Consider the following 25,398-nt stretch of genomic DNA (forward strand, 5'->3'; position numbering starts at 1 on the left):
GCTCCTGGGAGTTGTGGAACCTTCGGGTACGGGCGGGGCCCTTCCCGGCGGACCGGCGGGGAAACCAGGAGCAGAACTCATCGGACAGTCGTACTTGTCAGGCGCTGCCGTCGCCCGCCGGACACCGTCAGGCGGGCTCTGACAGCGTCAGGCGGGCTCGGACACCGTCAGCAGCTCCAGCTCCGCGAGGTCCGCCGCGTCCAGCCGCAGCGCGGCGGCGGCGATGTTCTCCTCCAGGTGCGCCGGAGAGGAGGTGCCCGGGATCGCGAGCACCGACGGCGAGAGCGCCAGCAGCCAGGCCACCATCACCTGGGCCCGGGTGGCGCCGTGCCGCTCGGCGACCCCGCGCAGGGCCGGGTGGTCGGGCACCCCGGTGCCGCCGAGCGGGTAGAACGGGACGAAGGCGATGCCCCGCGCCGTGCAGTCCGCCAGCAGCCGGTCCTGCTCCGCCGTGCGGTCCAGCACGCTGAACTTGTTCTGCACCGTCACGACCGGGGCGATCGCCTCGGCCTCGGCGAGCTGGGCCTCGTTCACATTGCTGACGCCCAGGTGCCGGATCAGGCCCTCCTCGCGCAGCTCCGCCAGTGCGGCGAAGGGCTCGGCGATCGAGGACTGACTGGGCATCCGGCGCAGGTGCACCACGTCCAGCCGGTCCACCCCCAGCTCGCGCAGATCGCGGTGGACGGCGGCACGCAGGGCCTCCCGGTCGGCCGGCTCCAGCCACCGGCCCTCCGGGTCGCGGCCCGGGCCGACCTTGGTGGCGATCACCAGGTCGTCCCGGTAGGGGTGCAGGGCCCGCCGGATCAGGCCGTGGGCGGAGACGTCCCGGAAGAAGTAGAACCAGGCGGTGTCGATGTGGTCGACGCCCAGCTCGACGGCCCGGCGCAGCACCCGGACACTCTGCTCGGGGTCGCAGGCGGGCCCGTGCCAGTCGCGGGAGGGCAGCTTCATCGCGCCGAAGCCCATCCGGGACACCGGCAGGTCGCCGCCGAGGAGGAAGGTGCCGGCGGCGTTCGCGGGAAGTGCGGGAGTCGTCGTCATGACCCCAAGCCTCGGCCCGGCTCGCGGCGGCCCCGACCGATCTGGCAGTTTGCTGCCATGAGCACCGATCGGATCATCACCCTGCACGGCGAGCAGGAGCTCGTCCAGCGGGCCGGACACCTCTTCGTCGCCTCCCACGAGGAGTTCCTGGTCGCCGCCACCGATCTGATGACCTTCTCGGCGGGCGTCAACGCGGCCTTCCGCGAGGGGAAGCGGCCGCACGTCGTCCCCGGCCTCACCATGCGCAAGCTGTACAGCCGCCGGGCCCTCGCCGACCCCGAGTCGCTCCGGCGGCTGCGGCGGATCGCCGCCTCCGGCATCGAGATCCGGATCTCCGACGGGCCGATAGCCCGGGAGGCGATCGTCATCGACCGGCGCACCGCGATCCTGGCCGGCGCACCGGTACGGGGCGTGCACACGTACACCGTGGTGCAGGCCCCGGAGGTCGTCGACGGCGTGCGCTCGCTGTTCCGCGCCACCTGGGAGACCGCCACCGACCTCGCCGACTGCGCCGCCCCGCCGCCCCCGCTGACCGAGCAGGCCCGCGACACCCTGCGCTCCCTCGCCGCCGGCCACACCGACGAGACCGGCGCCCGCCTTCTCGGCGTCTCCCTGCGCACCTACCGCCGCCGGGTCGCCGACCTGATGGCCGCCCTCGGCGCCTCCTCCCGCTTCCAGGCCGGCCTGCTTGCCCGGGACCTCCTCCGGGAGGAGGTCAGCCCCGCCGCTCCCCGGTGATGCCGGGCCCGATCGCGAACCCCTTGGCGGGGCCCTCGGGGACCACGGCGTCCTCGCCGTACGGCGTCCGCTCCGACCGGGCGTAGGCCCCGCGCTCGGGGTCCGGCCCGGAGAGGACGGGATCCACCCGATCGGGGTTTCAGCGCTGGTGGGGGAGTTCCAGGCGGAAGGTGGCGCCGGTGCCGGGGGTGGTGTGGAGGGTGAGGGCGCCGCCGTGGGCGTGGGTGAGGGCGGTGGCGATGGCGAGGCCGAGGCCGGCGCCGCCGCGCTGGTCGTGGCGGCTGCGGGAGGCGTCGACGCGGTAGAAGCGGTGGAACACCAGGGCGGCCTGGTCGGCGGTGAGGCCGGGGCCGGAGTCGGCGACCTCCAGCAGGCAGAGGCCGCCCTCGTGGCCGACCCCGATCCGGACCGGGGTGCCGGGCGGGGTGTGCTTGACGGCGTTGCCGACCAGGTTGGTGACCACCTGGCGGAGCCGGGCCTCGTCGCCGAGCACGGGCGCCGGACCGGGCGGGCCGCTGCCGGCCGGGCCGGTGAGGGCGACCGGGCGGCTCGGGTCGAGGGCGGTGAGGTCGTGCAGGGCGTCCGCGGCGAGGGTGCGCAGGTCCATCGGCGCGAGGTCGAGCGGGCGCTCCTCGTCCAGCCGGGCGAGCACCAGCAGGTCCTCGACCAGGGTGCCCATCCGGATCGCCTCGTTCTCGATCCGGCCCATGGTGCGCCGGACGTCGGCCTCGGCGGGCAGGGCGCCCATCCGGTACAGCTCGGCGAAGCCGCGGATGCCGGCCAGCGGGGTGCGCAGCTCGTGCGAGGCGTCCGCGACGAACCGCCGCATCCGGCCCTCGGACTCCGCCCGGGCGGCGAAGGCGGCCTCGATCTGCGCCAGCATGCCGTTGAGGGCGACGGAGAGCCGGCCGACCTCGGTGTTCGCCGGGAGGGCCGGCATCCGGTGCGAGAGCTCACCGGCGGCGATCAGCTGGGCGCCCTCCTCGATCCGGCGCAGCGGCCGCAGCCCGGTGCGGACGGCGAAGAAGCCGAGCGCCGCGATCACCAGCAGGACGACGCCCCCGATCGCCAGGAAGGCGGTGCGCAGCCGGTTGACGGTGGCGTCGATGTCCTCGCGGGAGACGGCGACCATCACATAGGCGGCGCTGGGCGCGGGCGCGGCGAAGACGCTGACCGGGGCACTCTGCCGCTGCACCGGCAGGACGATCGCCCGCCAGCTGCCCCGGCCGCGCTGGTCGGGCAGGTCGACGGGGGTGTCGGCGCCGACCGCGGCCGGGTCGAAGCCGTCCAGCTGCGGCGCCGGGTCGTTCTCCGACATCGGCTGGCGCACCACGAACTGCACCCTGCCGTCGGCGGACAGGTACTGGACCAGGTACTGGCTGGGCAGCGCGGCCAGGTACTGGCCGGCCCGCTTGCCGGTGACCGAGGGCTGCTGCCTGGGCTCCGCCCAGCTGTTGCGGGTCGGCGCGCGGCGGGCCAGCGGTTCGCCGAAGCGTTCCAGCTGCTCGTCGAGCCGCTGCACCAGCTGGTGGCGGACGGTGCCGAGCACCACCGTGTCGCTGACCACCAGGCCGGTGGTGACCAGGGCGAGCACCAGCACCAGCAGCCGGGCGCGCAGCGACAGCCGGCCGAGCGGGCCGCCGAGGCGGCGGCCGGGCGGCCGGGCGGAAGGGCGCGCGGACGCGCGGCGGGGGTGCGGGAGGGACATCGGGGCGGCGGGGTCCGGGGTCAGCTCTGCGGGGGGCGGCGCAGGGCGTAGCCGATGCCGCGCACGGTGTGGATCAGCTTGGGCCCGTGGCTGGGTCCGGAGTCGAGCTTGCGGCGCAGGTAGGAGATGTAGGACTCGACGATCGAGAGGTCGCCGCCGAAGTCGTAGGCCCAGACGTGGTCGAGGATCTGCGCCTTGGAGACCACCCGGCCGACGTTGGCCATCAGGTAGTGCAGCAGTTTGAACTCGGTCGGGGAGAGCGCGACCACGAGTCCGCCGCGGGTGACCTCGTGGGCCACCGGGTCGAGCACGAGGTCGGCGACCATCAGCCGGCCGTCCTCGGCCGGTCCGCCGGAGCGGCGCAGGATGGCGCGGATCCGGGCGATCAGCTCCTCCAGGCTGAACGGCTTGGTGACGTAGTCGTCGGCGCCCGCGGCGAGGCCCTGGACCTTGTCCCCGACGCCGTCCTTGGCGGTGAGGAAGAGCACCGGCAGGTGGTCGCCGGGGTGGCCGTGGCCGGGGCCGGCGATGAGGCCGCGGCTGGTCTGCTCCCGGAGCCGCTCGACGACGGTGAAGCCGTCGAGGTCGGGGAGCATCACGTCCAGGACGACCAGGTCGGGGCGGTCGACGGCGATCAGTTCCAGCGCCTCGGCGCCGCTGGCGGCGGAGGCCACCCGGAAGCCGGAGAAGCGGAGCGAGGCGGACAGCAGCTCGCGGATGTTCGGTTCGTCGTCGACGACGAGCAGGTAGGCCTCCCCCTGGCCGCCGTTGTTCACCGCCGAAGTTCCTGTCGACACAGTGCCTTGCACGGGGGTTCCGCCTCCCGGTCGGACGATGGCGTTCAGCTTGAGGCTAGCTCGGGGAGGCTAAGGGCCATCGATGAATGTTGGATTAACACCTTATCGGGCGGTTTTGTACGGACGGACCCCCAGGTCGGCCCTCGGTGGTGTGCGTACCGCCCCGACGGTACTCCGGCGCAGGTCGGCGGGGGGATGCGCGGCCCGGCCCCCGGAGGAGGTCGGGCCGGGCCGCGCGGGCGTACGGCGGCCGGTCAGCCGCCGGACGGGTTCCGGGTGGCGCCTCCGCCGGGGCCGCCGCCGAAGCCGCCGGCGGCCCCGAATCCGGCGCCGCCCTCGACCAGCTGGGTCGCGGCGTAGCCGCCGTCGCTCGGGGTGCCGACCACGGTGACGCTCTGGCCGGGCTGGAGGTCGCCGACCTTGCCCTCCTTGTTGAGCTGCACCTTGGTGGAGTCCCCGGTGGTCACCTTGACGGTGTTGCCGTTGGCGTCGGTCAGGTAGACGGTGGTGCCGTCCACGGCCTTGACCGTGCCCCGGGTGAAGCCGCCCTGGCCGCCCTGGCCGCCGCTGGCGCCCTGACCCCCGCCCTGGGCCCCCTGGCCGTTGCGGCGGTTGCCCTGGCCGGCGCCGGTCGCGCCCGGCCGCGGCTGCTGCGCGCCGCCGGCGGCGGCCGTCCGGCCGGAGGCCCCGGACGGCCGCTCGGGGGCCTGGTCGCGCTGGTACTGGACACCGCCGGCGAAGGCCGCCGTGGCGATCACCGCGGCGGACAGCACCAGCGGCACCCAGGGCAGCCGGCGCCGCGGCGGCGCGGCCAGCTCGGCGGTGACGTCCCTGCCGTCCGGCGCGGTGGAGAGCAGGACGACCTGCTCGGCGGGGGTGGACGGCTCGGTCTCGTTGCTCATGGTCTGCGGTCCTTGGTCACTCGTGCCGGAGGGCGTCGATCGGGCGCAGCGAGGCGGCCCGGTTGGCGGGGTAGCTGCCGAAGAACAGGCCGATGGCGACGGCGGTCCCGAACGCGCCGAGCACCGATTCGGGGATCACCACCGGCTCGATGCCGACGATCCGGAAGTGCGAGCCGGCGATCCCGGCCAGCACGCCGAGTCCGGCGCCCACCACCGACAGCAGGGTGGCCTCGGTGAGGAACTGCCCGAGGATGACGCCGCGGGGGGCGCCGAGGGCCTTGCGGATGCCGATCTCCCTGGTCCGCTCGGTGACGGTGACCAGCATGATGTTGGTGATGCCGATCCCGCCGACCAGCAGCGAGATCGCGGCCACCGCGCCGAGCAGCACGGTGAAGGTCTTCGTGGTCGACTCCCGGGCGCTGAGCAGCGAGGTCTGGCTGCTGATCCGGAAGTCCGCCCTGGCCGGGTCGGCGATCGCGTGGGTGCCGAGCAGGATCCGGGTGATCTCGGACTGGGCCTGCGCGGTGGTGTCCGCCGAGGCCGCCTGCACCATGATCTGGTTCACCGAGCCGAAGCCGGTGAAGGCGTTCTGCACGGTCGGCAGCGGTGCGATCAGCACATCGTCCGGGTCGGTGAAGCCGCTGCCGCCCTTGGCCTTGAGCACACCGACCACGGTGAACGGGGTGCCGCCGACGACGATCGGCTTCCCCACCGGGTCCGCGGTGGCGAAGAGCTGCTTCGCGGTGGTCGCCCCGAGCACCGCCACCTTGCGGGAGGCCAGCACGTCGTCCTGGGTGAAGTACTCGCCGTGCTCGACCTTCTGGTTGGCGGTCTCGAAGTAGGCCGGGTAGGTGCCGACGATCGAGCCGGGGCTGTACGGGACGTCCCCGTTCAGCGCGGTGCCGCTGGCGGTCACCACCGGCGCCACCGAGCGGACGGCGTGCGGGTCCGCCTCGGTGGCCAGCGCCTTGGCGTCGGCGACGGTCAGCTTCTTGGTGCCGCTCGCGGAGCGCGCGCCGCCGAAGGAGGAACCGGACGTGACGGTGAGCGCGTTGGTGCCGAGCGAGGTGATCGACTCCTTGACCGCGACCGAGGAGCCGTTGCCGACCGCCAGCAGCAGGATCACCGAGGCGACGCCGATCAGCACCCCCAGCATGGTGAGGGCGGAGCGGACCTTGTTGGCGGCCAGGCCGCCGGCCGCGAAGCGGAGGGTCTGCCAGAGGATCACGCGGGCACCCCCGCCGGGCGCAGGGCGGGCGGGGGCCCGTCCACCGGGGCCTGCCGGACGTCCGAGACGATCGTGCCGTCCACCAGCCGCAGCACCCGCTTGGCGTGCCGGGCGACCTCGTCCTCGTGGGTGATCAGCACGACCGTGCGGCCGGTGGCGTTGAGGCCGTCGATCAGCCCGAGCACCTCCTCGGTGGAGCGGCTGTCCAGATTGCCGGTGGGCTCGTCGGCGAGCAGCATCGCGGGGACGGTGACCAGCGCCCGGGCCACCGCGACGCGCTGCTGCTGGCCGCCGGAGAGCTCGTTGGGCCGGTGCCCGGACCGTTCGGCCAGGCCGACCAGGGAGAGCGCGGCGAGCGCCCGCCGGCGGCGTTCGGCGGCCCGCACGCCCGCGTAGGCGAGCGGCAGCGCGACCTGGGCGAGCGCGGTGGTGCGCGGGACGAGGTTGAAGGACTGGAAGACGAAGCCGATCTTGCGGTTGCGCACCAGGGCGAGCTGCTGCTCGTCCAGGTGGCCGACGTCGGTGCCGTCCAGCAGGTAGCGGCCGCCGGTCGGGACGTCGAGGCAGCCGAGGATGTTCATCAGCGTGGACTTCCCGGAGCCGGAGCTGCCCATCACGGCGACGTAGTCGCCCTGCTCGATGTCCAGGTCCACGCCCAGCGGGGCTCCGGTGGCGGGGTCGTCCGGGCCGCGCAGCGCGTGCACGGTGGCGTCGCCGTGGCCGTAGGACTTGGTGAGGCGGCGGATCCGGATCACCGGGGGCGGCGTGGCCGGGTGGGCCGGCCGCACCGGGCCGGTGCCCGGCCGGGCCGGGAGAGCGCGGCGGGTGAGAAGGGCGGGGAGGGCGGGGAGGGCGCGGCGGGCCATCAGCGGCCACCGCCCCGGGCGGCGCCCGCGCCGCCCGCGGCTCCGCCGCCGCCGATCCCGGCCACACCCGCACCCGCGCCGCCGCCGCTGTTCCGGCCGCCCTGGCCGCCCTGTCCGCCGTTCGCGCCCGGGAAGGAGCCGTTGGGGAAGCCGTTGGACCCGCTGGTGGAGGCCAGTTCGACCTTGTCGCCCTCGTTCAGCCCGGTCAGCACCTGCACCGTGGTGTCGCCCTCGACCCCGACCTCGACGGTCACCCGGTCGGTGCTGCCGTCCTGGTGGACCAAGGTCGCGGTGCGGCTCGAACCGGTGCCGGACAGGGCCGAGGTGGGCAGCGAGAGCGCGTTGTCCGCCTCGCCGGTGACCACCGAGACGGTCGCGCTGAGGCCGGTCCGCAGCTTGCTGGTGTCACCGGAGATCTGGAGCGTCGCCGAGTACTGCACGGCGGCCGAACCGCCGCCGGAGCCGCTCACCGGCAGCGGGCTGACCGACAGCACCGACGCGTTGAACCTGCTGTCGGACTGCGCGTTCAGGGTGACGGTGGCCGCCTCGCCCTTCTTGAGCTTGAGCGAGTCCAGCTCGGAGAAGTTCGCGGTGACCTGCATGCCGGTCGGGTTGGTCAGCACGATGAAGCCGCTGGGGGCGGTGGCGGAGCTCCCGGTCGACTTGGCGCCGGTGGCGGCGGAGCCGCCGCCGGTCGCGCCGACCGTGTCACCGGCCTTGGCCGCCACCGAGGCGACCGTGCCGTCCACCGAGGCGGTGAGCGTGGTACCCGCCAGCGCCGTCCGGGCGTTGGCGAGGTTGGTCTGAGCGGTGGCGAGCTGCTGCTCGGCCTGGGCGACCGCCGCCTCGTCCACCTTGGTGGTGGAGATGGTGGTGGTCTGCGGCTCGGGGACGGCGGGCGGCGCCGCCGGGACGGTGGCCTGCGCGGACGGGGCGGTCTGCCCGGACGGGTCGGCCGAGGGGGCGGACGCGCTGCTCCCGCCCGCCCCCCGGCCTGCCGTGCCACCAGTACTGCCCGAGCCGCCGGTGCCGTTCCCGCCGGACGTACCGCCGCCGGACGAACCCGAGGAGCCCGACGAGCCGTTGGCCTTGGCCGGCAGCTGCTGGACGGTCGTCGTGGTGACGCCCGCCCTGGCCTTGGTCAGATTGGCCGAGGCGGTGTTGAGCGCCGCCTGCGCGGCGTCCACCTGCTGCTGGGCGGCCGTGGTGTCGACGGTGGCGAGCACCTGCCCCTTGGTCACCTGGTCTCCGACCGCGACCTTGACGGCGGTGAGCCGCCCGCCGGTGGTGAAGTCCTGGGCGGCGTCGGTGGGCGAGGCCAGGGTGCCGGTTCCGGACACCGTGGCCAGGACCGTGCCCTTGGTCACGGTCGCCGTCCGGACGGGGGCCTTGGCGGCCGTGGTGCCGGAGCCGTCGTCCAGCACGGTGTACGCCAGGGCGGCGGCACCGAGCAGGGCCACACCGAGCGCGGAGTTGACGAGGACGGCACCTCGCCGTCGCGGGAACACCTTCATGGCGGACAGCTTCCCGGGGCGCTCTTGCACCGTCCTGGGCGCCGACTGGGAGAAGGCTGACCGGCCGAACCGGGCATTTGCCGCGCTCCGACCGCCACCGGGACCGGCTTGGCCGGTTCCGGACGATCCGTTGACCGTTCTCCCAGCCGTCTCCCAGAAATCCCCAGGCACTCCTGATCGTCCGGGGCCCGTCGCGGTGCCGCCGCCGGACCCCGGCAACCGCCCCGGAACGCACCGCGGCGGAGCGGGGCGGGACCGGTTCGGGCCGGGGCCGCCCGCTCCGCCGCGGGACCTGACTGCGCGCGGGGGCTACAGCTCCTTGCGGAACGCCTCCGCCACCGCGAGGAAGATCGAGTTGCCCTCGACCTCACCGATCGAGATCCGCACGCCCTCCGGGAACGGCCGGACGATCACCCCGGCGGCCGCGCACGCGGCCGCGAAGTCCTGCGAGCGCTCGCCCAGCTCCAGCCAGACGAAGTTGGCCTGCGAGTCCGGGATCTCCCAGCCCTGGGCCCGCAGCCCGGCCACCACCCGGGTCCGCTCCTCGACCAGCGCGTCCACCCGGACCATCAGCGCGGCCTCGGCCCGCAGCGAGGCGACGGCGGCGTCCTGGGCGATCTGGACGACGCCGAACGGCACCGCGGTCTTGCGCAGCGCGTTCGCGACCGGCTCGTGCGCGACCGCGAAGCCGACCCGCAGCCCGGCCAGGCCGTAGGCCTTGGAGAAGGTGCGCAGCACGCAGACGTTCGGGCGGTCCCGGTAGAGGTCGAGGCCGTTGGGCACCTCGGGGTCGCGGATGAACTCGATGTACGCCTCGTCGACGACGACCAGCACCTCGGCCGGGACGGCGTCCAGGAAGCGCTCCAGCTCGGCGCGGTGGATCACGTTGCCGGTGGGGTTGTTGGGGTTGCAGACGAAGATCAGCCTGGTCCGCTCGGTGATCGCGGCCAGCATCGCGTCCAGGTCGTGGTCACCGCCGGCGGTGAGCGGCACCGGGACCGGGGTCGCGCCGGCGACCTGGGTGATGATCGGGTAGGCCTCGAAGGAGCGCCAGGCGAACATCACCTCGTCGCCCGGGCCCGCCGTGGCGAGGATCAGCGACTGGGCGACGCCGACCGATCCGGTGCCGGTGGCGATGTGCTCGACCGGCACGTCGAAGTGCTTCGCCAGCTCCGCGGTCAGCTCGGTGACGGCCATGTCCGGGTAGCGGTTGAGCTTGCCGGCCGCGGCGACCGCCGCCTCCAGCACGCCCGGGAGCGGCTCGTACGGGTTCTCGTTGGACGACAGCTTGTAGGCGTCGGGGCCTGCCGGCTTGCCGGGCTTGTAGGTGGGAATGCCGTCCAGGCTCGGCCTGAGGCGGGGGCCCTGTGCTGCGGTCACGGTCGGTCTCCTTCTGTCTTTCCGCTGCGTTCGCCCGCCACGGTCGGGGTCGCCGCCGTGCCCGGGCAGTCGGAACGCGTGCGGTTCCACCCCGGTCGGGTGCCCTGAACGATACCGATCGCACTCACCCGTAGGGGTGAGATGCCCGGTCGGGTTACAGACGCGGATCAGCCATTCTGCTGGGTTCCTTTGGCACATGTCAGAGGTAAACCAGCTGGTTTCGTACGGGGATCGAAGGGGCGCACACGGGCTCACTCACGGAGAAACGTATCTCCACAGGCTCCCAATGCGCCGGTCACAGACCCTTGTCAGGAGCCATACGATCGGTCCGCCATGACAGCAGCAGCCAACCAGAGCGGTCGGCGGCCCACCACCTCACGGCGTCTGGAGCGGGCCGGCATCCGGGATGTGGCAGCAGCCGCCGGAGTGTCGATCACCACCGTCTCCGACGCACTGAACGGGAAGGGCCGCCTGCCCGACGAGACCAGAAGCCGGGTGCGCGAAGTCGCCGAGCGCCTCGGCTACCGCCCCTCGGCGGCGGCCCGCACCCTGCGCACCGGACGGTCCGGCCTGATCGGGCTGACCGTCACGACCTACGGCGAAGAGCCGTTCACCTTCACCGAGTTCGCCTACTTCGCCGAGATGGCCCGGGCCGCCACCAGTGCCGCCCTGGGCCGCGGCTACGCACTGGTGGTGCTGCCCGCCTCGTCCCGGCACGACGTCTGGGGCAACATCGCCCTGGACGGCACCGTGGTGATCGACCCGCCCGACCAGGACCCGCTGGTCAGCGAGCTGTACCGGTCCGGCGTCCCGGTGGTCAGCGACGGCAAGCCGGGGAACTGCCCGGTCACCGCCTGGGTCGACAACGACCACGAGGCCGCCGTGCTCGGCATCCTCGACCACCTCTCCGAGGCCGGCGCCCGCCGGATCGGCCTGCTCACCGGCACCAGCACCGACACCTACACCCGGCTCTCCACCGAGGCCTACCTCGGCTGGTGCGCCAAGGTCGGCCAGGAACCGGTCTACGAGACCTACCCCGCGCACGACCCGGCCGCCGGCGCCGTCGCCGCCGACCGGCTGCTCGCCCGCCCGGACCGGCCGGACGCCGTCTACGGCCTGTTCGACCCCAACGGCACCGACCTGCTCGCCGCCGCCCGCCGCTACGGCCTGCGGGTGCCGGACGACCTGCTGCTGGTCTGCTGCAGCGAGAGCGACGTCTACGCCACCACCGAGCCGCCCATCACCACCCTGTCGCTCAAGCCCCGGCGGATCGGCACCACCGTGGTGAACCTCCTGATCGACGCCATCGAGGGCGTGGACTCCGGCACCGGCGTGGACATCGCCCGGCTCTTCCCGCCCCGCTTCCGCACCGCCGGCACCGGTCCGCCGCCCGGCACCCTGATGCCGACCGAGCTCATCGTCCGCGCCTCCTCGCAACGACGGAGCCCACGCACCACGGTCAGCCCGCCCCGCCCGCCGGGTGAGGTGTGACCCCCGGGACCGCACCCCAGCGGGCTGTGGTCCGGCCCATGCCGAGTCGGGACAAAACGGACCTGACGGACCGCCCGGCTGACGCTCCGGAGGATTGGATACCCACCAGGTGACGACGCCGGGAGAGTGGTCTTCCTATGATGGGCGAATGACACCCGAGGACCGCTTCCCCGGGCCTGAACACCCGGACTCAGGCCCACGCCACCAGCCGGACCTCGACGTGCTGCCGTACGGCACCTATTACGAACCGGACCCCAACGGGGGGTACGCCGCGACCGGCTACGAGGCCGAGACCTACAGCGGCTACGGCGGCGCCCGGTACCTCGAACAGCACTGGCCGGCCACCGGCCCCGACCAGGGCCACACCGTGCACGCCCAGAACGGCCCCCACGAGCAGGCCGGTTACGAGCCCACCCTGCCGGACCACCCCTCCCCCGCCCACGGCGGCCACCCCGGCCCCGGAGCGCAGAGCGACGACCCGCCGACCATCGAGCTCGGCCCCCCGCTCGCCGAACCCGGCCAGCCCTACCACCCGTACCCGGCCCCCGCCCCCGGCGAGCCGGTCGGCCCGCTCTACGTCGTCGGCGACGTGCACGGCTACCTCGACGAGCTCCGCACCGAGCTGCGCCATCAGGGCCTGATCGACGCCGACGGCCACTGGTCCGCCGGCCGGTCCCGGATCTGGTTCCTCGGCGACTTCACCGACCGGGGCCCGGACGGCATCGGCGTCATCGACCTGGTCATGCAGCTCGCCGCCGAGTCGGCGGCGGCCGGCGGCTACTGCCGGGCCCTGATGGGCAATCACGAACTGCTCTTCCTCGGCGCCGCCCGGTACGGCGACGAGCCCGTCCAGTCCACCGCCGGCACCGCCTCCTTCCTCGCCGCCTGGCGGCTCAACGGCGGACAGCAGAGCGACCTGGAGCGCCTGGAGGCGCACCACATCAGCTGGCTCTCCCGGCTCCCCGCGATCGCCCTGGAGGACGGCCACCTGCTGCTGCACTCCGACACCACCGCGTACCTGGAGTACGGCGAGTCCATCCCCGAGGTCAACGACGCCGTGCACGACCTGCTCGCGGACGAGGGCGTCGACGAGTGGTGGGACTGCTTCCGCCGGTTCACCAAGCGCTTCGCCTTCCGCGGCGACTCCGGCCCGACCGCCGTCCGCGAGCTGCTGGACGCCTACGGCGGCACGCGCGTCGTGCACGGCCACAGCCCGATCCCGTACCTCACCGGCGCGGTGCACGCCGACGACGGCATGCCGCCGCACGTCCCGGGCCCGTACGTCTACGCGGAGGACCTCGCCGTCGCCATGGACGGCGGGGTGACCATGGAGGGCCGGCTGCTGGTCTCCCGCCTGCCGATCTGAGCCGTCGGCCCACCCGCACGGGCCCCGGACGCTTGCCACAGGGCCGGACCGCACGCGGTCCGGCCCTTCCGCCGCCGCGGAACACCCTCCGCCCACGGCAGGTGACGGTCCGTCGACCGAACACGCGTTCCCAGCGCACGGACGGTCGCGCACGCGCATCCAGGGGCGCGAAATTCCGGAAAGTCTCTGTCTACCCGGCCGCACCCACCCCTACCATCGGGGGCACACCACACCCGGCCGCCCCACCGGCGGCCCGACTCCGCGCCCCGCCCCGCGCCCATGGGGGCGGAGAGCGCGGGGGTCCGCATGAACGGGGTCCCCATGAACGACGCCCCGCACCTGCTCGCCGAGGACCGCCCGGACTTCGAGCGCCTCCTCGACGCGGCACTGTGCGACGACACCCTCCGCACCGTCCTGCGCGCGCCCGGCGCGCCACCCTCCGACGACCTGCGCGCCCACGCGCTCGCCTCGGCCGACCACGTCGCCGCCCCGGCGGCCACCGAGTACCAGCACTACCTGCGGCTGCGCGAGAACCTGCGCGCCACCCCGCCGGCACCCGGCGAACCCACCGCGCCCGGACTGCTCACCCAGCTGCGCTCGGAGAACGGCGGCGCCGGGCTGCTGCCGGTGCTCACCGTCCTCACCCCGATCCTCGCCTGGGCGGCCGCCCTGGTCCTACTGCTGCTCGGCTACGCGCTGCGGGCCGCCGACCCGGACAGCGCCCTGGCCCGCTCGCTGCTCACCGCCGGGTGGCTCGCCCTCGCCGCCGGGGTGGCCGCGATGGCGGTCGGCATCGTCGGGCTGATCCTCACCGCCCTGCGCGACGGCTCGGCCCCGCCCACCGTCCCCTTCCCGCAGGGCACCGACCCCGAGCTCGCGGCCGAGCTCGACGACGCCCGGCGCGACTGGCAGCGCGCCCTGCGCGAGCGGGCGCTCGTCCCCCACCTCACCGCCGCCGCCCGGGCCGGCACCGCCCCGGCCCTCACCGGGCCCGACGACAGCTGAACCGCACGGACGCTAGGAGGTGGCTGCCGCGGAGTCGACCGCCACCGAGTCCGCCGCCGCCCGGACGAACTCGCGGACCCGCTCCGTGGTGTTCCCCTCCCGCCAGACCGGGCCGCGCTCGATCAGCGGGGCGTCCTCGATCGGCACATAGGCGAGGTCCGGACGCGGGTGGTAGCGCAGCGATAGCTCGCCGACCGGCAGCACGCCCCGGCCCAGCGCGACCAGCGTCAGCATCTCGGAGAAGGTCGCGCCGACCGGGCCGGGCGGCACCGGCCGCCCCGACGGGGTCCGGTCCGGGGTGCGGTCCCGCTTGAAGGCGGCCGAGGTCACGGCCGGGTACTGCACCACCGGGTGGTCGCCCAGCACCTCCAGCGACACCGAGGCGGCCCCCGCCAGCGGGTGCCCGGCCGCCACCGCGAGCACCCGGCGCTCGGTCATCAGCACCGGGCCGTTCGCCATCCCGTCGAACGGGAAGGCGGCGATCAGCACGTCCACCGAACCGTCCAGCAGGCTGGACCGGGTGTTCGCCAGCTGGGCCTCGCGGACGTCCACCCGGCAGTCCGGGTGCCGCTCGTTGAACAGCGCGACCGCCCTGAGCAGCACCGGCGCCGTCCCCTCGCCGAGGAACGCCACCCGCAGCTCACCGGCGACACCCCGGTTCGCCTCGGCCGCCCGGCGCACCGCCGCCGTGATGCCGGCCACCAGCGGCGCCAGCTCCTCCGCCAGCCGCAGGCCCACCGGGGTGATCCGCACCGCCCGGCTGGTGCGCTCGAACAACGCGCCGCCGAGCCGCCGTTCGAGCTGTCGCACCACCTGGCTGACCCGGCCGGTGCTGAGCCGCAGGCGTTCCGCGGTGCGGCCGAAGTGCAGCTCCTCCGCGAGCGTCAGGAAGACCTCGATCTCCACCCGTTCCAGCACCGTGCGCCCCCCATCGTTTACTCCGCCTCAATGATCGTTGACCGATGCCGTCTTGATGACACCGGCCGCCTGGCGGATCGTGGAACACGTCACCGGCACTACCCCTCCCGACTGGAGCCACCATGACCGCCATCCGTGTGAAGGCCTTCGACCACCTCGTGCTCAACGTCCGCGACATCGAGCGCTCGCTGGAGTTCTACGGCGGCCTGCTCGGCCTGGAGCCGGTCCGGGTCGAGGAGTGGCGCGCCGGCAAGGTCTCGTTCCCGTCCCTCCGGGTCACCCCCGAGACGATCATCGACCTGATGTCCCGCCCGCGCGGCGAGTCCAACGTCGACCACATCTGTCTCACCGTCGACCCGCTCGACTGGCAGCAGGTCATCGACGCCGGCATCTTCAAGGTCCTGGAGGGCCCCGTCCCCCGCTACGGCGCCCGCGGCAGCGCCACCTCCATCTACGTCCAGGACCCGGACGGCAACACGGTCGAACTCCGCTGGTACCCCGAGGACGCCGCCTGACCGGCGCCGCCCCCGGCCGGGCGGCGGGCCGGGACACCGTCGCACGGGTGCGCCGGGCCGGGAGGCCCCCTCCACCTCCCGGACCGGCGCACCCGTGCGGCGTGCTCAGTCCGCCAGCGGCAGGTAGACCCGGTTGCCCTGGGCGGCGAACTCCGCCGACTTCTCGGCCATCCCGGCGAGCGCGTCGGCCCCGTAGCCGGACTCGACGGCGCTCGAACCGTCGCCGTGCTCCTCGCGGATCTTCTGGGAGATCTTCATCGAGCAGAACTTCGGACCGCACATGGAACAGAAGTGGGCGGTCTTCGCGGGCTCGGCGGGGAGGGTCTCGTCGTGGAACTCGCGGGCCGTCTCCGGGTCGAGGGCCAGGTTGAACTGGTCCTCCCAGCGGAACTCGAAGCGCGCGTCGGACAGCGCGTCGTCCCAGGCCTGGGCGCCGGGGTGGCCCTTGGCCAGGTCGGCGGCGTGGGCGGCGATCTTGTAGGTGATGACGCCGGTCTTCACGTCGTCCCGGTTGGGCAGGCCCAGGTGCTCCTTGGGCGTGACGTAGCAGAGCATCGCGGTGCCCCACCAGGCGATCATGGCGGCGCCGATGCCCGAGGTGATGTGGTCGTAGCCGGGCGCGACATCGGTGGTGAGCGGGCCCAGGGTGTAGAACGGGGCCTCGTCGCAGATCTCCTTCTGGAGATCCATGTTCTCCTTGATCTTGTGCATCGGGACGTGGCCCGGGCCCTCGATCATCACCTGGACGTCCTTGGCGCGGGCGATCCGGCCCAGCTCGCCCAGGGTCTGCAGCTCGGCGAACTGCGCCTCGTCGTTGGCGTCCGCGATCGAACCGGGGCGCAGGCCGTCACCCAGCGAGAAGGTGACGTCGTAGCGCGCGAGGATGTCGCAGAGCTCCTCGAAGTTGGTGTAGAGGAAGTTCTCCCGGTGGTGCGCCAGGCACCAGGCGGCCATGATCGAGCCGCCGCGGGAGACGATGCCGGTCTTGCGGCGGGCGGTCATCGGCACGTAGCGCAGCAGCACGCCCGCGTGCACGGTCATGTAGTCGACGCCCTGCTCGCACTGCTCGATGATCGTGTCCCGGTAGACCTCCCAGCTGAGGTCCTCGGCCCGGCCGTCGACCTTCTCCAGCGCCTGGTAGAGCGGCACGGTGCCGATCGGCACGGGGGAGTTGCGCAGGATCCACTCACGGGTGGTGTGGATGTTGCGGCCGGTGGAGAGGTCCATCACGGTGTCCGCGCCCCAGCGGGTCGCCCAGGTCATCTTCTCCACCTCCTCCTCGATCGAGGAGGTGACCGCGGAGTTGCCGATGTTGGCGTTGATCTTCACCAGGAAGTTGGTGCCGATGATCGACGGCTCGACCTCGGGGTGGTTCACGTTGACCGGGATGACGGCGCGGCCGAGGGCCACCTCGTCCCGCACGTACTCGGGCGCCAGGCCCTCCCGCAGGGCGACGAACTCCATCTCGGGGGTCACGATGCCGCGCTTGGCGTAGCCGAGCTGGGTGACCGCGACCTCGCCGCGGCCGCGCAGCGGACGGCGCGGGCGGCCGGGGAACACCGCGTCGAGGTTGCGGAGGTTCCCGCCGCGCGGCGAGGTGTGCTTGATGCCGTCGTCCTCGGGGCGCGCCTCGCGGCCGTCGTACTCCTCGACGTCGCCGCGCTGGCGGATCCAGGAGTCCCGCAGCGCGGGCAGCCCGCGCCGGACGTCGGGCTCGTAGGCCGGGTCGGTGTACGGCCCGGAGGTGTCGTACAGCGGGACGGTCTTCTCGTTGGTGAGCACGACCTCGCGGTACGGCACGCGCAGGTCGGGGCGGGACCCCTCGCGGTAGGCCTTGCGCCAGGCGGGGGTGGGGTAGCCGGTGCCGGCGCTGGTCACTGCGGCGCCGTGCCCGGACGGCGACTGGGCAGACTGCGGCTGTGCCTCAAAGGTGGTCAACGGACCTTCAACTCCCTACGCCGGCATTACCCGGTCAGGTTCCTGCGGTCGACGCAGCCTCCGGTCCGTCCTTCGACGTCCCGTTCAGCGCCCTCTCAGCCCGGTGCTCCGAGCTCCCGCGTCCGCAGGCGGTGTTGCCCGCGCATGACGTCCAACACCGTAGCGAGCGGACCGCCGGAGGTCCAGAGGGGGTCCCCGCGGGCGAACGGCGAGGTCCGGCGGGTGAACGGTGGGGCGCGGCGGCCTCCCGGCGGGCAGACTGGCTTCGTAGCTGACGAGTCGAGGGAGGCCGGCGTGGTCGGGAGCACGGGGCGGGTCACCGGAGCGGTGGGTGCCGGGCTGGTCGGCGAGGTGATGGTGCACGTCCCGGAGCGCCGGGGCGCCGAGGCGTTCCTCGCCTACCTGGCCGTTCCCGGGGACCGGCTGGTGGTGGGGACGCCGGTGGTGGTGATCGAGTACCAGCCGCCGCGGACGGTCTACGTCGCGCCGATCGGTCCGTGACGATCGGGTGGCCGGGCCTTGACATCCGGCCGTGCCCGGTCAGCCGGGTGCGGCCGGGCGGCCTGTGACGATCCGCGGACCCTCCCGTGACGACCTTGTGACGGTGCGTCATGTCACGTCCCTTTCCCCGCGGCCGACCCGGGCGGACAATCCTTTTCGGCGCATCTCCTGCGCCGGAAGGGGGAGTTGAACCATGGGATACATCATCGCCGGGGCGGTCGCCGGGGCCCTGGTGGTCATGATCACGCTCTTCAAGCTCATGTGGCGGGTGGCCGAGCCGAACGAGGCACTGATCATCTCCGGTTCCCGCCACCGCACCGAGGGGGTCGGTGACGGGCTGGGCTTCCGGATCGTCACCGGCCGGGGGACCCTCGTCACCCCCGGCCTGCAGGGGGTCCGGCGGCTCTCGCTGGACCTCAACGAGGCCGAACTGAACGTCGAGTGCGTCACCACGCAGGGCATCCCGGTCCGGGTCAAGGGCGTGGTGATCTTCAAGGTCGGCGACGACGACGTCTCCATCGCCAACGCCGCCCGCCGCTTCCTGGACCAGCAGAAACTGATCAGCCAGCGCGTCCACAACGTCTTCGCCGGGCACCTGCGGTCGATCGTCGGCGGACTCACCGTCGAGGACATGATCCGCGACCGCGAGCGGCTCACCGGCGAGACCAGGGCCGCCTCCGGGCTGGAGATGGAGAAGCTCGGGCTGATCATCGACACCCTGCAGATCCAGGAGATCATCGACCCGACCGGCTACATCAAGAACCTCGCCATCCCGCACGCCGCCGCCGTCCAGCGGGACGCCCGGATCGCCCAGGCGGCGGCGGACCGGGTGGCCACCGAGGCGGAGCAGGAGGCCGCCGCCCGCAAGGCCGAGGCCACCCGCAACAGCGAGATCCAACAGGCCTCCTACCAGGCCGAGATGGACACCGCGACGGCCCGCGCCCGGCAGGCCGGTCCGCTCGCCGACGCCGCCTCCCGGCAGGAGGTGGTGGTCCAGGAGACCCGGGTCGCCGAACTGGAGGCACGGCGCAAGGAGCAGCAGCTCCAGATCGACGTGCGCAAGCCCGCCGACGCCCGCGCGTACGACACCCGCACCACCGCCGAGGCGGCCCGTGACGCCCGGATCTCCGCCGCCCAGGCGCAGGCCCAGGAGACCGAGCTGGCAGCCGCGGCCGAGGCCGGCCGGGTCCGGATCGCGGCCGAGGCGGACGCCGACGCCACCCGGGTGCGCGGCCTGGCGCAGGCCGAGGCGACCACGGCCACCGGACGGGCGGAGGCGGCCTCGGTCGAGGCCCGCGGCCTGGCCGACGCCGCCTCCGCCCGGGCGGTCGCGCTGGCCAGGGCCGAGGGCATCAAGGCCCGGGCCGCCGCCCTCGCCGAGAACCAGGAGGCGGTGGTGGCGCAGGAGTTGGCCGAGCAGTGGCCGCAGATCGTGCGGGCGGCGGCCGAGTCCTTCGGCAATGTGGAGCACATGGTGCTGCTCAACGGCGCCGACGGGATGGGGGAGCTGTTCGCCAAGGCGCTCGCGATGGGCGGCACCGGGCTCGGGCTGGCCCGGCAGCTGCTGTCCACCGTCGGCGCGGACGGCGGGGCGGCGGGCGGTGCTGCCGCGGCCGCCGCTCCTGGCGCTGCTGCTCCCGCAGCCGGTGCTCCTGCGGCCGGTGCTCCTGCGGCCGTGGCGACGGTCTCCGTCCCGGTACCGGTGGACGCCGTGCCGGCCGGCTTCCCCACCCGCGACGGCGCGGACCGCCGCGAGGACGAGGAGTCCGAGCAGGACTGACCCGGTCCGAGTAGCCCGGCGGCGCCCGCCTGAGTACAGGTACTCAGGCGGGCGCCGCCCCGTCCGCAGCACGATGGGACCATGCACCCAGCAGCCACCGCGCGGATCGGCATCACCGCCGTCGGATCCCAGCTCCCCGCCCGCCGACTGACCTCCCGGCAGCTCCAGGACGAGATCACCGCCGGCGGCCGGCTGCGCCTGCCGGAGCGGACCTTCGAGAAGGCCACCGGCATCGTCACCCGGCACTTCGCGGCCGACGGCGAGTACGCCTCCACCCTCGCCCTCGGCGCCGCCCGGCGCGCCCTGGACAGTCGCGGCCTGGACCCGCTGGACCTCGACCTGCTGCTGTTCGCCTCGGCCACCCGCGATGTCGCCGAACCCGCCACCGCGCATCTGGTGCAGTCCGAACTCGGCTCGCGCGCCCATGCCTTGGACGTCAGCAACGCCTGCAACAGCTTCCTCAACGGGATCGACCTGGCCCGCTCGATGATCATGGCCGGCCGGGCCCGGCGGGCCCTGGTGGTCACCGGCGAGACACCCAGCCGGGCGATGCGGCGGGACCCCGACGGGGCGGAGGAGTTCCGCGCGGGCTTCGCCGGCTACACCTTCGGCGACGCGGGTGCCGCCGTCGTGGTGGAGGCGGTGGAGCGCGGCGGCATCCTCGACGTGGAGACCGAGACCGCCTCCGAGCACTGGCGGACCGGCGGCATCCCGGGCGGCGGCTCGCGCCACCCGCGCGGCGACGAGTACAGCTACTTCCGCGGCAGTGGCACGGAGTTGCGCGGCGTCTTCGAGAAGATCGGCCTGGACATCCTGACCCGGGTGGCCGCCCGCACCGGCCTCGGCTGGGAGGACTACGCCCGGGTTCTGGTGCACCAGGTGACCGTCCCCTACCTGGAGCGCTTCGTGGAGGCCACCGGGGTTCCGGAGGAGAAGCTGGTGGTGACGGTGCCCGAGCTGGGCAATGTCGCCAGCGCCACGATCGGGATCCAACTCGACCGAATACGCGATGAGTTGGAGCCGGGCGACAAAGTGCTGATGCTCGGTCTCGGCGGCGGTGTGAGCCTGATGACGATGGTCTGGGAGGCGTCGTGACCGCGCTCTGGGTGGTCGTCCCCGCCTACCGGGAGGAGGCCAGGATCACCGCCACCCTGAACGCCCTCGCCGCCCAGCGGGACCGGGAGTTCACCCTGCTGGTCGCCGACAACGGCTCCACCGACGGCACCGTCGAGGCCGTCCGCGCCTTCGCCGACCGGGCGCCCTTCCCGGTCGAGGTGCTGGTCGAGCCGGAGAAGGGCGTCGGCTCGGCGGTCGACACCGCGTTCCGGCACGCCATCGCACGCGGTGCCATCCTGCTCGCCCGCACCGACGCCGACTGCCTGCCCGCCCCCGGCTGGACCGCCGCCGCCCGGGCCGCCCTGCTCGACGGCGGCGGACTGGTCTGCGGCCGGGTCACCGCCCGCCGGGACGAGCACGGACCGGCCGGGCGCGCCGTCTTCCTGGTCCTGGTCGCGCTCGGCGCGTTCTTCGGCCGGATCCGGCCCGCGCACCACCGGCGGCACGGCTACCTCACGCCGTACCGGATGCACGCGGGCAACAACATGGCGATCACCGCCGAGCTGTACCTGGCGGTCGGCGGCATGCCGCGCCGGCCCTCGCCCACCGACCGGCTGTTCATCAACCGCGTCCGCCGGCACACCACCGCGATCACGCACCGCCGCGACATGGTGGTGCAGAACTCCACCCGCCGGATCCGCGCCTACGGGGTGGTCGGCACCGCCCGCTGGTACCTCGACCGCGGGCCCGGCACCCGCGCCGTCGACGTCCGCTGACTGCTGGCGGCTGACTGCTGGCGGCCGGCCGCTCACCGCTCACGATGCCTCCCGCTCCCGTCTCCACCCCTGCCTCCCACTCCCACTCCCGCCGCCACCACCACCTGCAGAGCACTTTGCAAAGTCCTGCCAGGACTTTGCAAAGTGCTCTGAACCCCCCGTTTCCTGGCCTGGAGGGGACTTTGCAAAGTCTCAGCAGACTTTGCAAAGTCCCCGGACCACCGAACCAGCGCCCCGAACCCCCGGACCCACCGGACCCACCGCACCCCGAGGACACCCCGTGCTCGACCGGCTCGCCCACGACCTGCGCACCCGGCACCCCGACCGCCCGGCCGTCCTGGCCCACACCCGGCTCGGCGGCACCCGCGTCCGGATCCGCCGAGGCGAACTCGCCGCGCTCGCCGACACCTACGCCGTCGCCCTGAACGCCCGCGGCCTCGGCGAGGACACCACCCTCGGCCTCGCCCTGCGCCCCGGCCCGCGCGCGCTCGCCGTCATGCTCGCCGCACACCGGCTCGGCCTGCGGATCGCCGTCCTCGACCCGACCGCGGGCCCCGACGTCCTGGCCGCCCGGCTCGCGCTGGCCCGCCCTGACCTGGTCCTCGCCGACGCCGCCGCCCAGGCGGTGGCCGGCTGGGCCCGGCCGCTGGCCCGCCGCGCCGACCTCGCCCTGCCCCCGCTGGAGGCGCTCGGCCCGGTCGCCACCCTCGGCCGCCGGCTCCCCGGCTGCGCGCCCCGACTGCGGGTCGGACGGTTCGGCGCGTCGGTACCGGGCATCCCCGGCTCCGACGCACCCGCGCGCGACACGGACGCCGTCATCGTCTTCACCTCCGGCACCACCGCCCGCCCGCGCGCCGTGGTGCACTCCCGGGGCGGCCTGGCCGCCGGTCTGCGCACCGTCGGCGAACTGGTCGACCCGCGCCCCGGCTCCGTCGTCCTGGGCGGCACCTTCTTCGTACTCGTCCCCGCACTGAGCGCCGGGGCCGCGGTCGCCCTGCCCGCCCGCGAACCGGCCGCGCTGGCCCGCCAGCTCGCCCGGCTCACCCCCGCCCACACCTACCTCACCCCGCCGCAGCTGCGCGCCGCGCTCGGCGCCGGGGCACGCTTCACCGGCCGGGTCTGGACCGGCTCGGCGCCCGCCGACGCCACCCTGCTCCGCCGGGTCAAACAGGCCGGGGCGGAACAGGCCTGGGGCGTCTACGCGCTCACCGAGCTGTTCCCGGCGGCCGCCGTCGAAGAGGCCGAGAAGAGCGCCTTCACCGGGCCCGGCGACCTGGTCGGCGCACCGCTGCCGGGCGTGCGGACCGCGCTCGCGCCGAACGGCGAACTGCTGCTCGGCGGCCCGGGCGCCCGGCACCGCTACCTCGGCGAGGAACCCGACCCCTGGGTGCGCACCGGCGACCTCGCCACGCTCGACCCGGACGGCCGGATCGTGCTCGGCGGTCGGCTCAAGGACATGGTGCTGCGCCGCGCCGAGAACATCTATCCCGGCCTCTACGAACCGTCCCTGCACCTGCCGGGCGTCGAACTCGCGGTGCTGGTCGGCGTCCCGGACGGGGACGGCGACGAACGGCTGGTCGCCCTCGTCCAGCCCTCGCCCGGCACCGATCCGGGACGGCTGCGCGCCGCACTGGCCGGACCGCTGGCGCGGATGGGCTCGGCCCGCCCGGACGCGGTGCTGTTCGGCCGGGTGCCGCTGGCCGGGCGCTCCCGCAAGCCGGACCGCGCGGCGGCGGCCGCCCGGTGCGCCCGGGAGCTGGCCGGATGAACGGGAACACGCGCGCGGGGGAGCAGGCGGGCCGCGCGGTGCCGACGCCGGCACCGGCCGCGCACCGGGCCGCCCGGCGCCGGGACCGCCGGGTCTATCTGCGCAGCCACCCCCTGCTGTTCGCGCTGCTCGCCGCCACCCGCCGCCGCCCGGTCGCCCGGCTCGGCCGCACCGTGCTGGTGCACGACGCCGAGGCCTACCGCACCGCGCTCACCCGGATCCCGCTGGACCGCACCGCCCCCGGCACCACCGGCGGGGCCGCGGCCGAACTCACCTCCGGCGGGCTGCTGTTCGACCAGGACGGCGCCGAACACCGGGCCGCCCGGCGCGCGTTGGCGGTCGAGCTGGACGCCTCGGCAGTGGACCGGCTCCGCCCGTCCTGGCAGGCGGTGCTCGCCGCACGGATCCCCGAACTCGCCATCGGCGACCTAGAACTCGTCGATCTGTCAAAGGAGTTGGCCGGAATCACGGCCGCCGCACTGACCGGGACGGTGGTCTGCCCGACGACTCTCGCCGGAGCCGCCACCGAGGCCGCCGCAGCCGCCGCCCGCAACCACCTGCCCGGCCCCCGTCCGCCCGGCGCGGCCCGGACGGCCGCCGCCCGGGCCGCCGAACTCGCCGCGCTGCTGCCCGACCCCCGGGACGCCATGGTCGCGGTCGCCGCCGTCAACACCAGCGTCGCCGCGCTGCCCCGGGCCGCCGCCTGGTGCGCGGACGCCGGACTCTGGCCCTCGGTCGACGCCCCCGGAGCACCCGCGCTGGCCGCCGAACTGCTCCGGCTCACCGCAGCCTCGCCGCTGCTCCCCCGGGTGGCCGCCGCCGATGCCGTGCTGGCCGGGCGACGGGTCCGGGCCGGGGACCGGCTGGTCCTGGTCGCCCGGCACGCCGCCGGGGCGCACCGGCCCACGCCCTCCCCCGGGCCCGCCGCCACCCAGGCGGTGTTCGGCGCCGGGCCGCACGCCTGCCCCGGCGCCGGGGTGGCCCGCGCCCTGCTCGCCGAACTGCTGCTCGCGCTCGCGCCCTACCGGCCGGTGGTCGTCCGGGCCCGGGTCGACCGGCGGGCCGCGCTGCCCGGCTGGGCCGAACTCACGCTGCGCGCCACCCGCACCCCCGCCAAAGCCGCACCACACCCCACCGACCCGAGACCCACCGAGGAGACCCGATGCGGATAGCCGTCACCGGCGCGAGCGGCTTCTGCGGCTCCCACGTCGTCCGGGCCGCCCTCGCCGCCGGCCACGAGGTGCTCTGCCACGGCCGCCGCCCCGGACCGGCCGGCCGCCACGTCCCCTGGGACGCCACCGCCGGGGAGCCCGACTTCACCGGCGCCGACGCGATCGTGCACTGTGCCGCCGCCGTCGCCGACCTGCCCCGGGGCACCGGGGCCGAGGCCGCCCAGCACGCCGTCAACGTCGCCGGCACCGAACGGCTGCTGCGGGCCGCCGGGGACCGCCCGCTGGTCTGGGTCTCCAGCGCCAGCGTCTACGACCCGAGGGCGGACCGCGGCTCCGTCCACGAGGACCACCCCACCGAGGCCGGCCAGCTCAACGCGTACGGGCGCACCAAGGCCGCCGGCGAGCGGCTGGCCCTCGCCGCGGGCGCCGTGGTGCTGCGCCCGCGCGCGGTGTACGGGCCCGGTGACCCGCATCTGGTGCCCCGGCTGCTGGAGCGGGTCCGGCGGGGACGGCTGCTGCTGCCCGGCGGCGACGTGCGGCTCAGTCTCACCGCGGTGCAGAACCTCGCCGACGCCTGTCTGTCCGCGGTCGGCGCCGGCCGCACCGGCGACCGCCCGTGGACGCCGGTCGCCTACAACATCGCCGACGCCCGCCCCTACCGGCGCGACGAGGCGGTCCGCGCGGTGCTGGCCGCGCACGGCGTGACCGCGCGGATCCACCATGTGCCGGCCCCGCTGGCCCGGCTGGCCGCCCGCAGCGGGCGGCTCCCGGGTCTGACCCCGTACGCGGTGGACCAGCTCTCCCGCGACGTCGTGCTGGACCTCACCCGCGCCCGCACCCAGGGCTGGCGGCCGCACCGGGACCTCGACGCCTTCCTCCGCGAGAGCGCCACCGGCCCCGCGGCCCGCCCGTGAACGCCCGACGCCCGCGCCCCGGAG

The 25,398-nt window shown here is 74.6% G+C and carries 23 protein-coding genes; 12 read left to right on the forward strand and 11 right to left on the reverse strand.

From position 1 onward, the window contains the following. Positions 1 to 147 precede the first annotated feature (147 nt). On the reverse strand, positions 148 to 1,041 hold the full coding sequence (locus ADK60_RS00960; protein ID WP_045938600.1) for an oxidoreductase: 894 nt from the start codon (positions 1,039 to 1,041) through the stop codon (positions 148 to 150). A 57-nt stretch (positions 1,042 to 1,098) separates the two neighbouring features. Here ADK60_RS00960 and ADK60_RS00965 point away from each other — a divergent pair, with 57 nt between their 5' ends. Further along, on the forward strand, positions 1,099 to 1,779 hold the full coding sequence (locus ADK60_RS00965) for a helix-turn-helix domain-containing protein (protein WP_053642391.1): 681 nt from the start codon (positions 1,099 to 1,101) through the stop codon (positions 1,777 to 1,779). Here ADK60_RS00965 and ADK60_RS44365 read toward each other — a convergent pair. The 8 genes from ADK60_RS44365 to hisC all read right to left on the reverse strand — a co-directional run bounded on the left by ADK60_RS44365 (position 1,757) and on the right by hisC (position 10,174). Continuing rightward, the gene (locus ADK60_RS44365) at positions 1,757 to 1,906 is read right to left on the reverse strand and encodes a hypothetical protein (RefSeq protein WP_159400248.1); all 150 of its coding nucleotides are present in this window, start codon (positions 1,904 to 1,906) and stop codon (positions 1,757 to 1,759) included. The genes ADK60_RS00965 and ADK60_RS44365 overlap by 23 nt on opposite strands. Positions 1,907 to 1,918: 12 nt before the next feature. Next, entirely contained in the window at positions 1,919 to 3,487 is a 1,569-nt protein-coding gene (locus ADK60_RS00970) for a sensor histidine kinase (RefSeq protein ID WP_079007945.1), read from the reverse strand. Between the two features lie 20 nt (positions 3,488 to 3,507). Further along, a complete protein-coding gene (locus ADK60_RS00975; RefSeq protein ID WP_045938611.1) occupies positions 3,508 to 4,263 on the reverse strand; it encodes a response regulator transcription factor in 756 nt (251 codons plus the stop codon). A 275-nt stretch (positions 4,264 to 4,538) separates the two neighbouring features. Then, positions 4,539 to 5,186 carry a hypothetical protein gene (locus ADK60_RS00980; protein ID WP_053642393.1) on the reverse strand — a complete coding sequence of 216 codons (648 nt, stop codon included), beginning with the start codon at positions 5,184 to 5,186 and terminating at the stop codon, positions 4,539 to 4,541. Positions 5,187 to 5,202: 16 nt separating this feature from the next. After that, entirely contained in the window at positions 5,203 to 6,414 is a 1,212-nt protein-coding gene (locus ADK60_RS00985; RefSeq protein WP_053642395.1) for an ABC transporter permease, read from the reverse strand. After that, positions 6,411 to 7,280 (reverse strand): ABC transporter ATP-binding protein, encoded by an 870-nt coding sequence (locus tag ADK60_RS00990; protein ID WP_079007946.1) that lies wholly within the window; start codon positions 7,278 to 7,280, stop codon positions 6,411 to 6,413. Before ADK60_RS00990 ends, ADK60_RS00985 begins: the two co-directional genes overlap by 4 nt. Continuing rightward, on the reverse strand, positions 7,280 to 8,794 hold the full coding sequence (locus ADK60_RS00995; RefSeq protein ID WP_053642397.1) for an efflux RND transporter periplasmic adaptor subunit: 1,515 nt from the start codon (positions 8,792 to 8,794) through the stop codon (positions 7,280 to 7,282). Before ADK60_RS00995 ends, ADK60_RS00990 begins: the two co-directional genes overlap by 1 nt. Positions 8,795 to 9,103: 309 nt before the next feature. Continuing rightward, positions 9,104 to 10,174, reverse strand: a complete 1,071-nt coding sequence (gene hisC, locus ADK60_RS01000; protein ID WP_045938613.1) for a histidinol-phosphate transaminase — start codon at positions 10,172 to 10,174, stop codon at positions 9,104 to 9,106. 333 nt (positions 10,175 to 10,507) lie between these two features. Between hisC and ADK60_RS01005 the strand changes: the two genes are divergently transcribed. The 3 genes from ADK60_RS01005 to ADK60_RS01015 all read left to right on the forward strand — a co-directional run bounded on the left by ADK60_RS01005 (position 10,508) and on the right by ADK60_RS01015 (position 14,036). Next, positions 10,508 to 11,665, forward strand: coding sequence for a LacI family DNA-binding transcriptional regulator (locus tag ADK60_RS01005; RefSeq protein WP_078879728.1), 1,158 nt, complete (start codon positions 10,508 to 10,510; stop codon positions 11,663 to 11,665). Between the two features lie 148 nt (positions 11,666 to 11,813). Continuing rightward, positions 11,814 to 13,031 carry a metallophosphoesterase gene (locus ADK60_RS01010; protein WP_079007947.1) on the forward strand — a complete coding sequence of 406 codons (1,218 nt, stop codon included), beginning with the start codon at positions 11,814 to 11,816 and terminating at the stop codon, positions 13,029 to 13,031. A 306-nt stretch (positions 13,032 to 13,337) separates the two neighbouring features. Continuing rightward, positions 13,338 to 14,036 (forward strand): hypothetical protein, encoded by a 699-nt coding sequence (locus ADK60_RS01015; RefSeq protein WP_159400249.1) that lies wholly within the window; start codon positions 13,338 to 13,340, stop codon positions 14,034 to 14,036. Between the two features lie 12 nt (positions 14,037 to 14,048). Here the strand turns inward: ADK60_RS01015 and ADK60_RS01020 are convergent, their stop codons facing one another. Next, on the reverse strand, positions 14,049 to 14,954 hold the full coding sequence (locus ADK60_RS01020; RefSeq protein ID WP_053642400.1) for a LysR family transcriptional regulator: 906 nt from the start codon (positions 14,952 to 14,954) through the stop codon (positions 14,049 to 14,051). A gap of 122 nt (positions 14,955 to 15,076) precedes the next feature. On the opposite strand from ADK60_RS01020, the gene ADK60_RS01025 reads away from it, so the two are divergent. After that, positions 15,077 to 15,469: a VOC family protein gene (locus tag ADK60_RS01025; protein WP_030392357.1), complete on the forward strand. Its 393-nt coding sequence runs from the start codon at positions 15,077 to 15,079 to the stop codon at positions 15,467 to 15,469. 105 nt (positions 15,470 to 15,574) lie between these two features. On the opposite strand, the gene thiC is transcribed toward ADK60_RS01025, so the two are convergent. Further along, complete coding sequence (gene thiC / locus ADK60_RS01030; protein WP_053642402.1) at positions 15,575 to 17,347, reverse strand: phosphomethylpyrimidine synthase ThiC; 1,773 nt, start codon at positions 17,345 to 17,347, stop codon at positions 15,575 to 15,577. A 354-nt stretch (positions 17,348 to 17,701) separates the two neighbouring features. Between thiC and ADK60_RS01035 the strand changes: the two genes are divergently transcribed. The 7 genes from ADK60_RS01035 to ADK60_RS01065 all read left to right on the forward strand — a co-directional run bounded on the left by ADK60_RS01035 (position 17,702) and on the right by ADK60_RS01065 (position 25,374). Beyond that, positions 17,702 to 17,908, forward strand: a complete 207-nt coding sequence (locus tag ADK60_RS01035) for an NfeD C-terminal domain-containing protein (RefSeq protein ID WP_045938616.1) — start codon at positions 17,702 to 17,704, stop codon at positions 17,906 to 17,908. A gap of 193 nt (positions 17,909 to 18,101) precedes the next feature. Further along, positions 18,102 to 19,688: an SPFH domain-containing protein gene (locus ADK60_RS01040; RefSeq protein WP_079007948.1), complete on the forward strand. Its 1,587-nt coding sequence runs from the start codon at positions 18,102 to 18,104 to the stop codon at positions 19,686 to 19,688. A gap of 81 nt (positions 19,689 to 19,769) precedes the next feature. Further along, a complete protein-coding gene (locus ADK60_RS01045) occupies positions 19,770 to 20,783 on the forward strand; it encodes a 3-oxoacyl-ACP synthase III family protein (protein WP_053642404.1) in 1,014 nt (337 codons plus the stop codon). Further along, entirely contained in the window at positions 20,780 to 21,520 is a 741-nt protein-coding gene (locus tag ADK60_RS01050) for a glycosyltransferase family A protein (RefSeq protein WP_078896267.1), read from the forward strand. Before ADK60_RS01045 ends, ADK60_RS01050 begins: the two co-directional genes overlap by 4 nt. Positions 21,521 to 21,800: 280 nt before the next feature. Next, positions 21,801 to 23,288, forward strand: a complete 1,488-nt coding sequence (locus ADK60_RS01055; protein ID WP_053642406.1) for a class I adenylate-forming enzyme family protein — start codon at positions 21,801 to 21,803, stop codon at positions 23,286 to 23,288. Next, a complete protein-coding gene (locus ADK60_RS01060) occupies positions 23,285 to 24,460 on the forward strand; it encodes a cytochrome P450 family protein (protein ID WP_063782995.1) in 1,176 nt (391 codons plus the stop codon). The genes ADK60_RS01055 and ADK60_RS01060 overlap by 4 nt, the downstream gene beginning before the upstream one ends. Then, a complete protein-coding gene (locus tag ADK60_RS01065; RefSeq protein WP_045938620.1) occupies positions 24,451 to 25,374 on the forward strand; it encodes an NAD-dependent epimerase/dehydratase family protein in 924 nt (307 codons plus the stop codon). Before ADK60_RS01060 ends, ADK60_RS01065 begins: the two co-directional genes overlap by 10 nt. Positions 25,375 to 25,398: the final 24 nt, after the last annotated feature.

This window comes from Streptomyces sp. XY431 (genome assembly GCF_001279805.1).
GTDB lineage: Bacteria > Actinomycetota > Actinomycetes > Streptomycetales > Streptomycetaceae > Kitasatospora > Kitasatospora purpeofusca.

What these genes read in the sequence shown, in the direction of transcription:
- ADK60_RS00960 (WP_045938600.1), bottom strand. Translation starts at nt 1,041, where the DNA reads ATGACGACGACTCCCGCACTTCCCGCGAACGCCGCCGGCACCTTCCTC.
- ADK60_RS01005 (WP_078879728.1), top strand. Translation starts at nt 10,508, where the DNA reads ATGACAGCAGCAGCCAACCAGAGCGGTCGGCGGCCCACCACCTCACGG.
- ADK60_RS00990 (WP_079007946.1), bottom strand. Translation starts at nt 7,280, where the DNA reads ATGGCCCGCCGCGCCCTCCCCGCCCTCCCCGCCCTTCTCACCCGCCGC.
- ADK60_RS01025 (WP_030392357.1), top strand. Translation starts at nt 15,077, where the DNA reads ATGACCGCCATCCGTGTGAAGGCCTTCGACCACCTCGTGCTCAACGTC.
- ADK60_RS01015 (WP_159400249.1), top strand. Translation starts at nt 13,338, where the DNA reads ATGAACGGGGTCCCCATGAACGACGCCCCGCACCTGCTCGCCGAGGAC.
- ADK60_RS01045 (WP_053642404.1), top strand. Translation starts at nt 19,770, where the DNA reads ATGCACCCAGCAGCCACCGCGCGGATCGGCATCACCGCCGTCGGATCC.
- ADK60_RS01060 (WP_063782995.1), top strand. Translation starts at nt 23,285, where the DNA reads ATGAACGGGAACACGCGCGCGGGGGAGCAGGCGGGCCGCGCGGTGCCG.
- ADK60_RS00980 (WP_053642393.1), bottom strand. Translation starts at nt 5,186, where the DNA reads ATGAGCAACGAGACCGAGCCGTCCACCCCCGCCGAGCAGGTCGTCCTG.
- ADK60_RS01065 (WP_045938620.1), top strand. Translation starts at nt 24,451, where the DNA reads ATGCGGATAGCCGTCACCGGCGCGAGCGGCTTCTGCGGCTCCCACGTC.
- ADK60_RS00970 (WP_079007945.1), bottom strand. Translation starts at nt 3,487, where the DNA reads ATGTCCCTCCCGCACCCCCGCCGCGCGTCCGCGCGCCCTTCCGCCCGG.
- ADK60_RS00965 (WP_053642391.1), top strand. Translation starts at nt 1,099, where the DNA reads ATGAGCACCGATCGGATCATCACCCTGCACGGCGAGCAGGAGCTCGTC.
- ADK60_RS01010 (WP_079007947.1), top strand. Translation starts at nt 11,814, where the DNA reads ATGACACCCGAGGACCGCTTCCCCGGGCCTGAACACCCGGACTCAGGC.
- ADK60_RS01040 (WP_079007948.1), top strand. Translation starts at nt 18,102, where the DNA reads ATGGGATACATCATCGCCGGGGCGGTCGCCGGGGCCCTGGTGGTCATG.
- ADK60_RS00995 (WP_053642397.1), bottom strand. Translation starts at nt 8,794, where the DNA reads ATGAAGGTGTTCCCGCGACGGCGAGGTGCCGTCCTCGTCAACTCCGCG.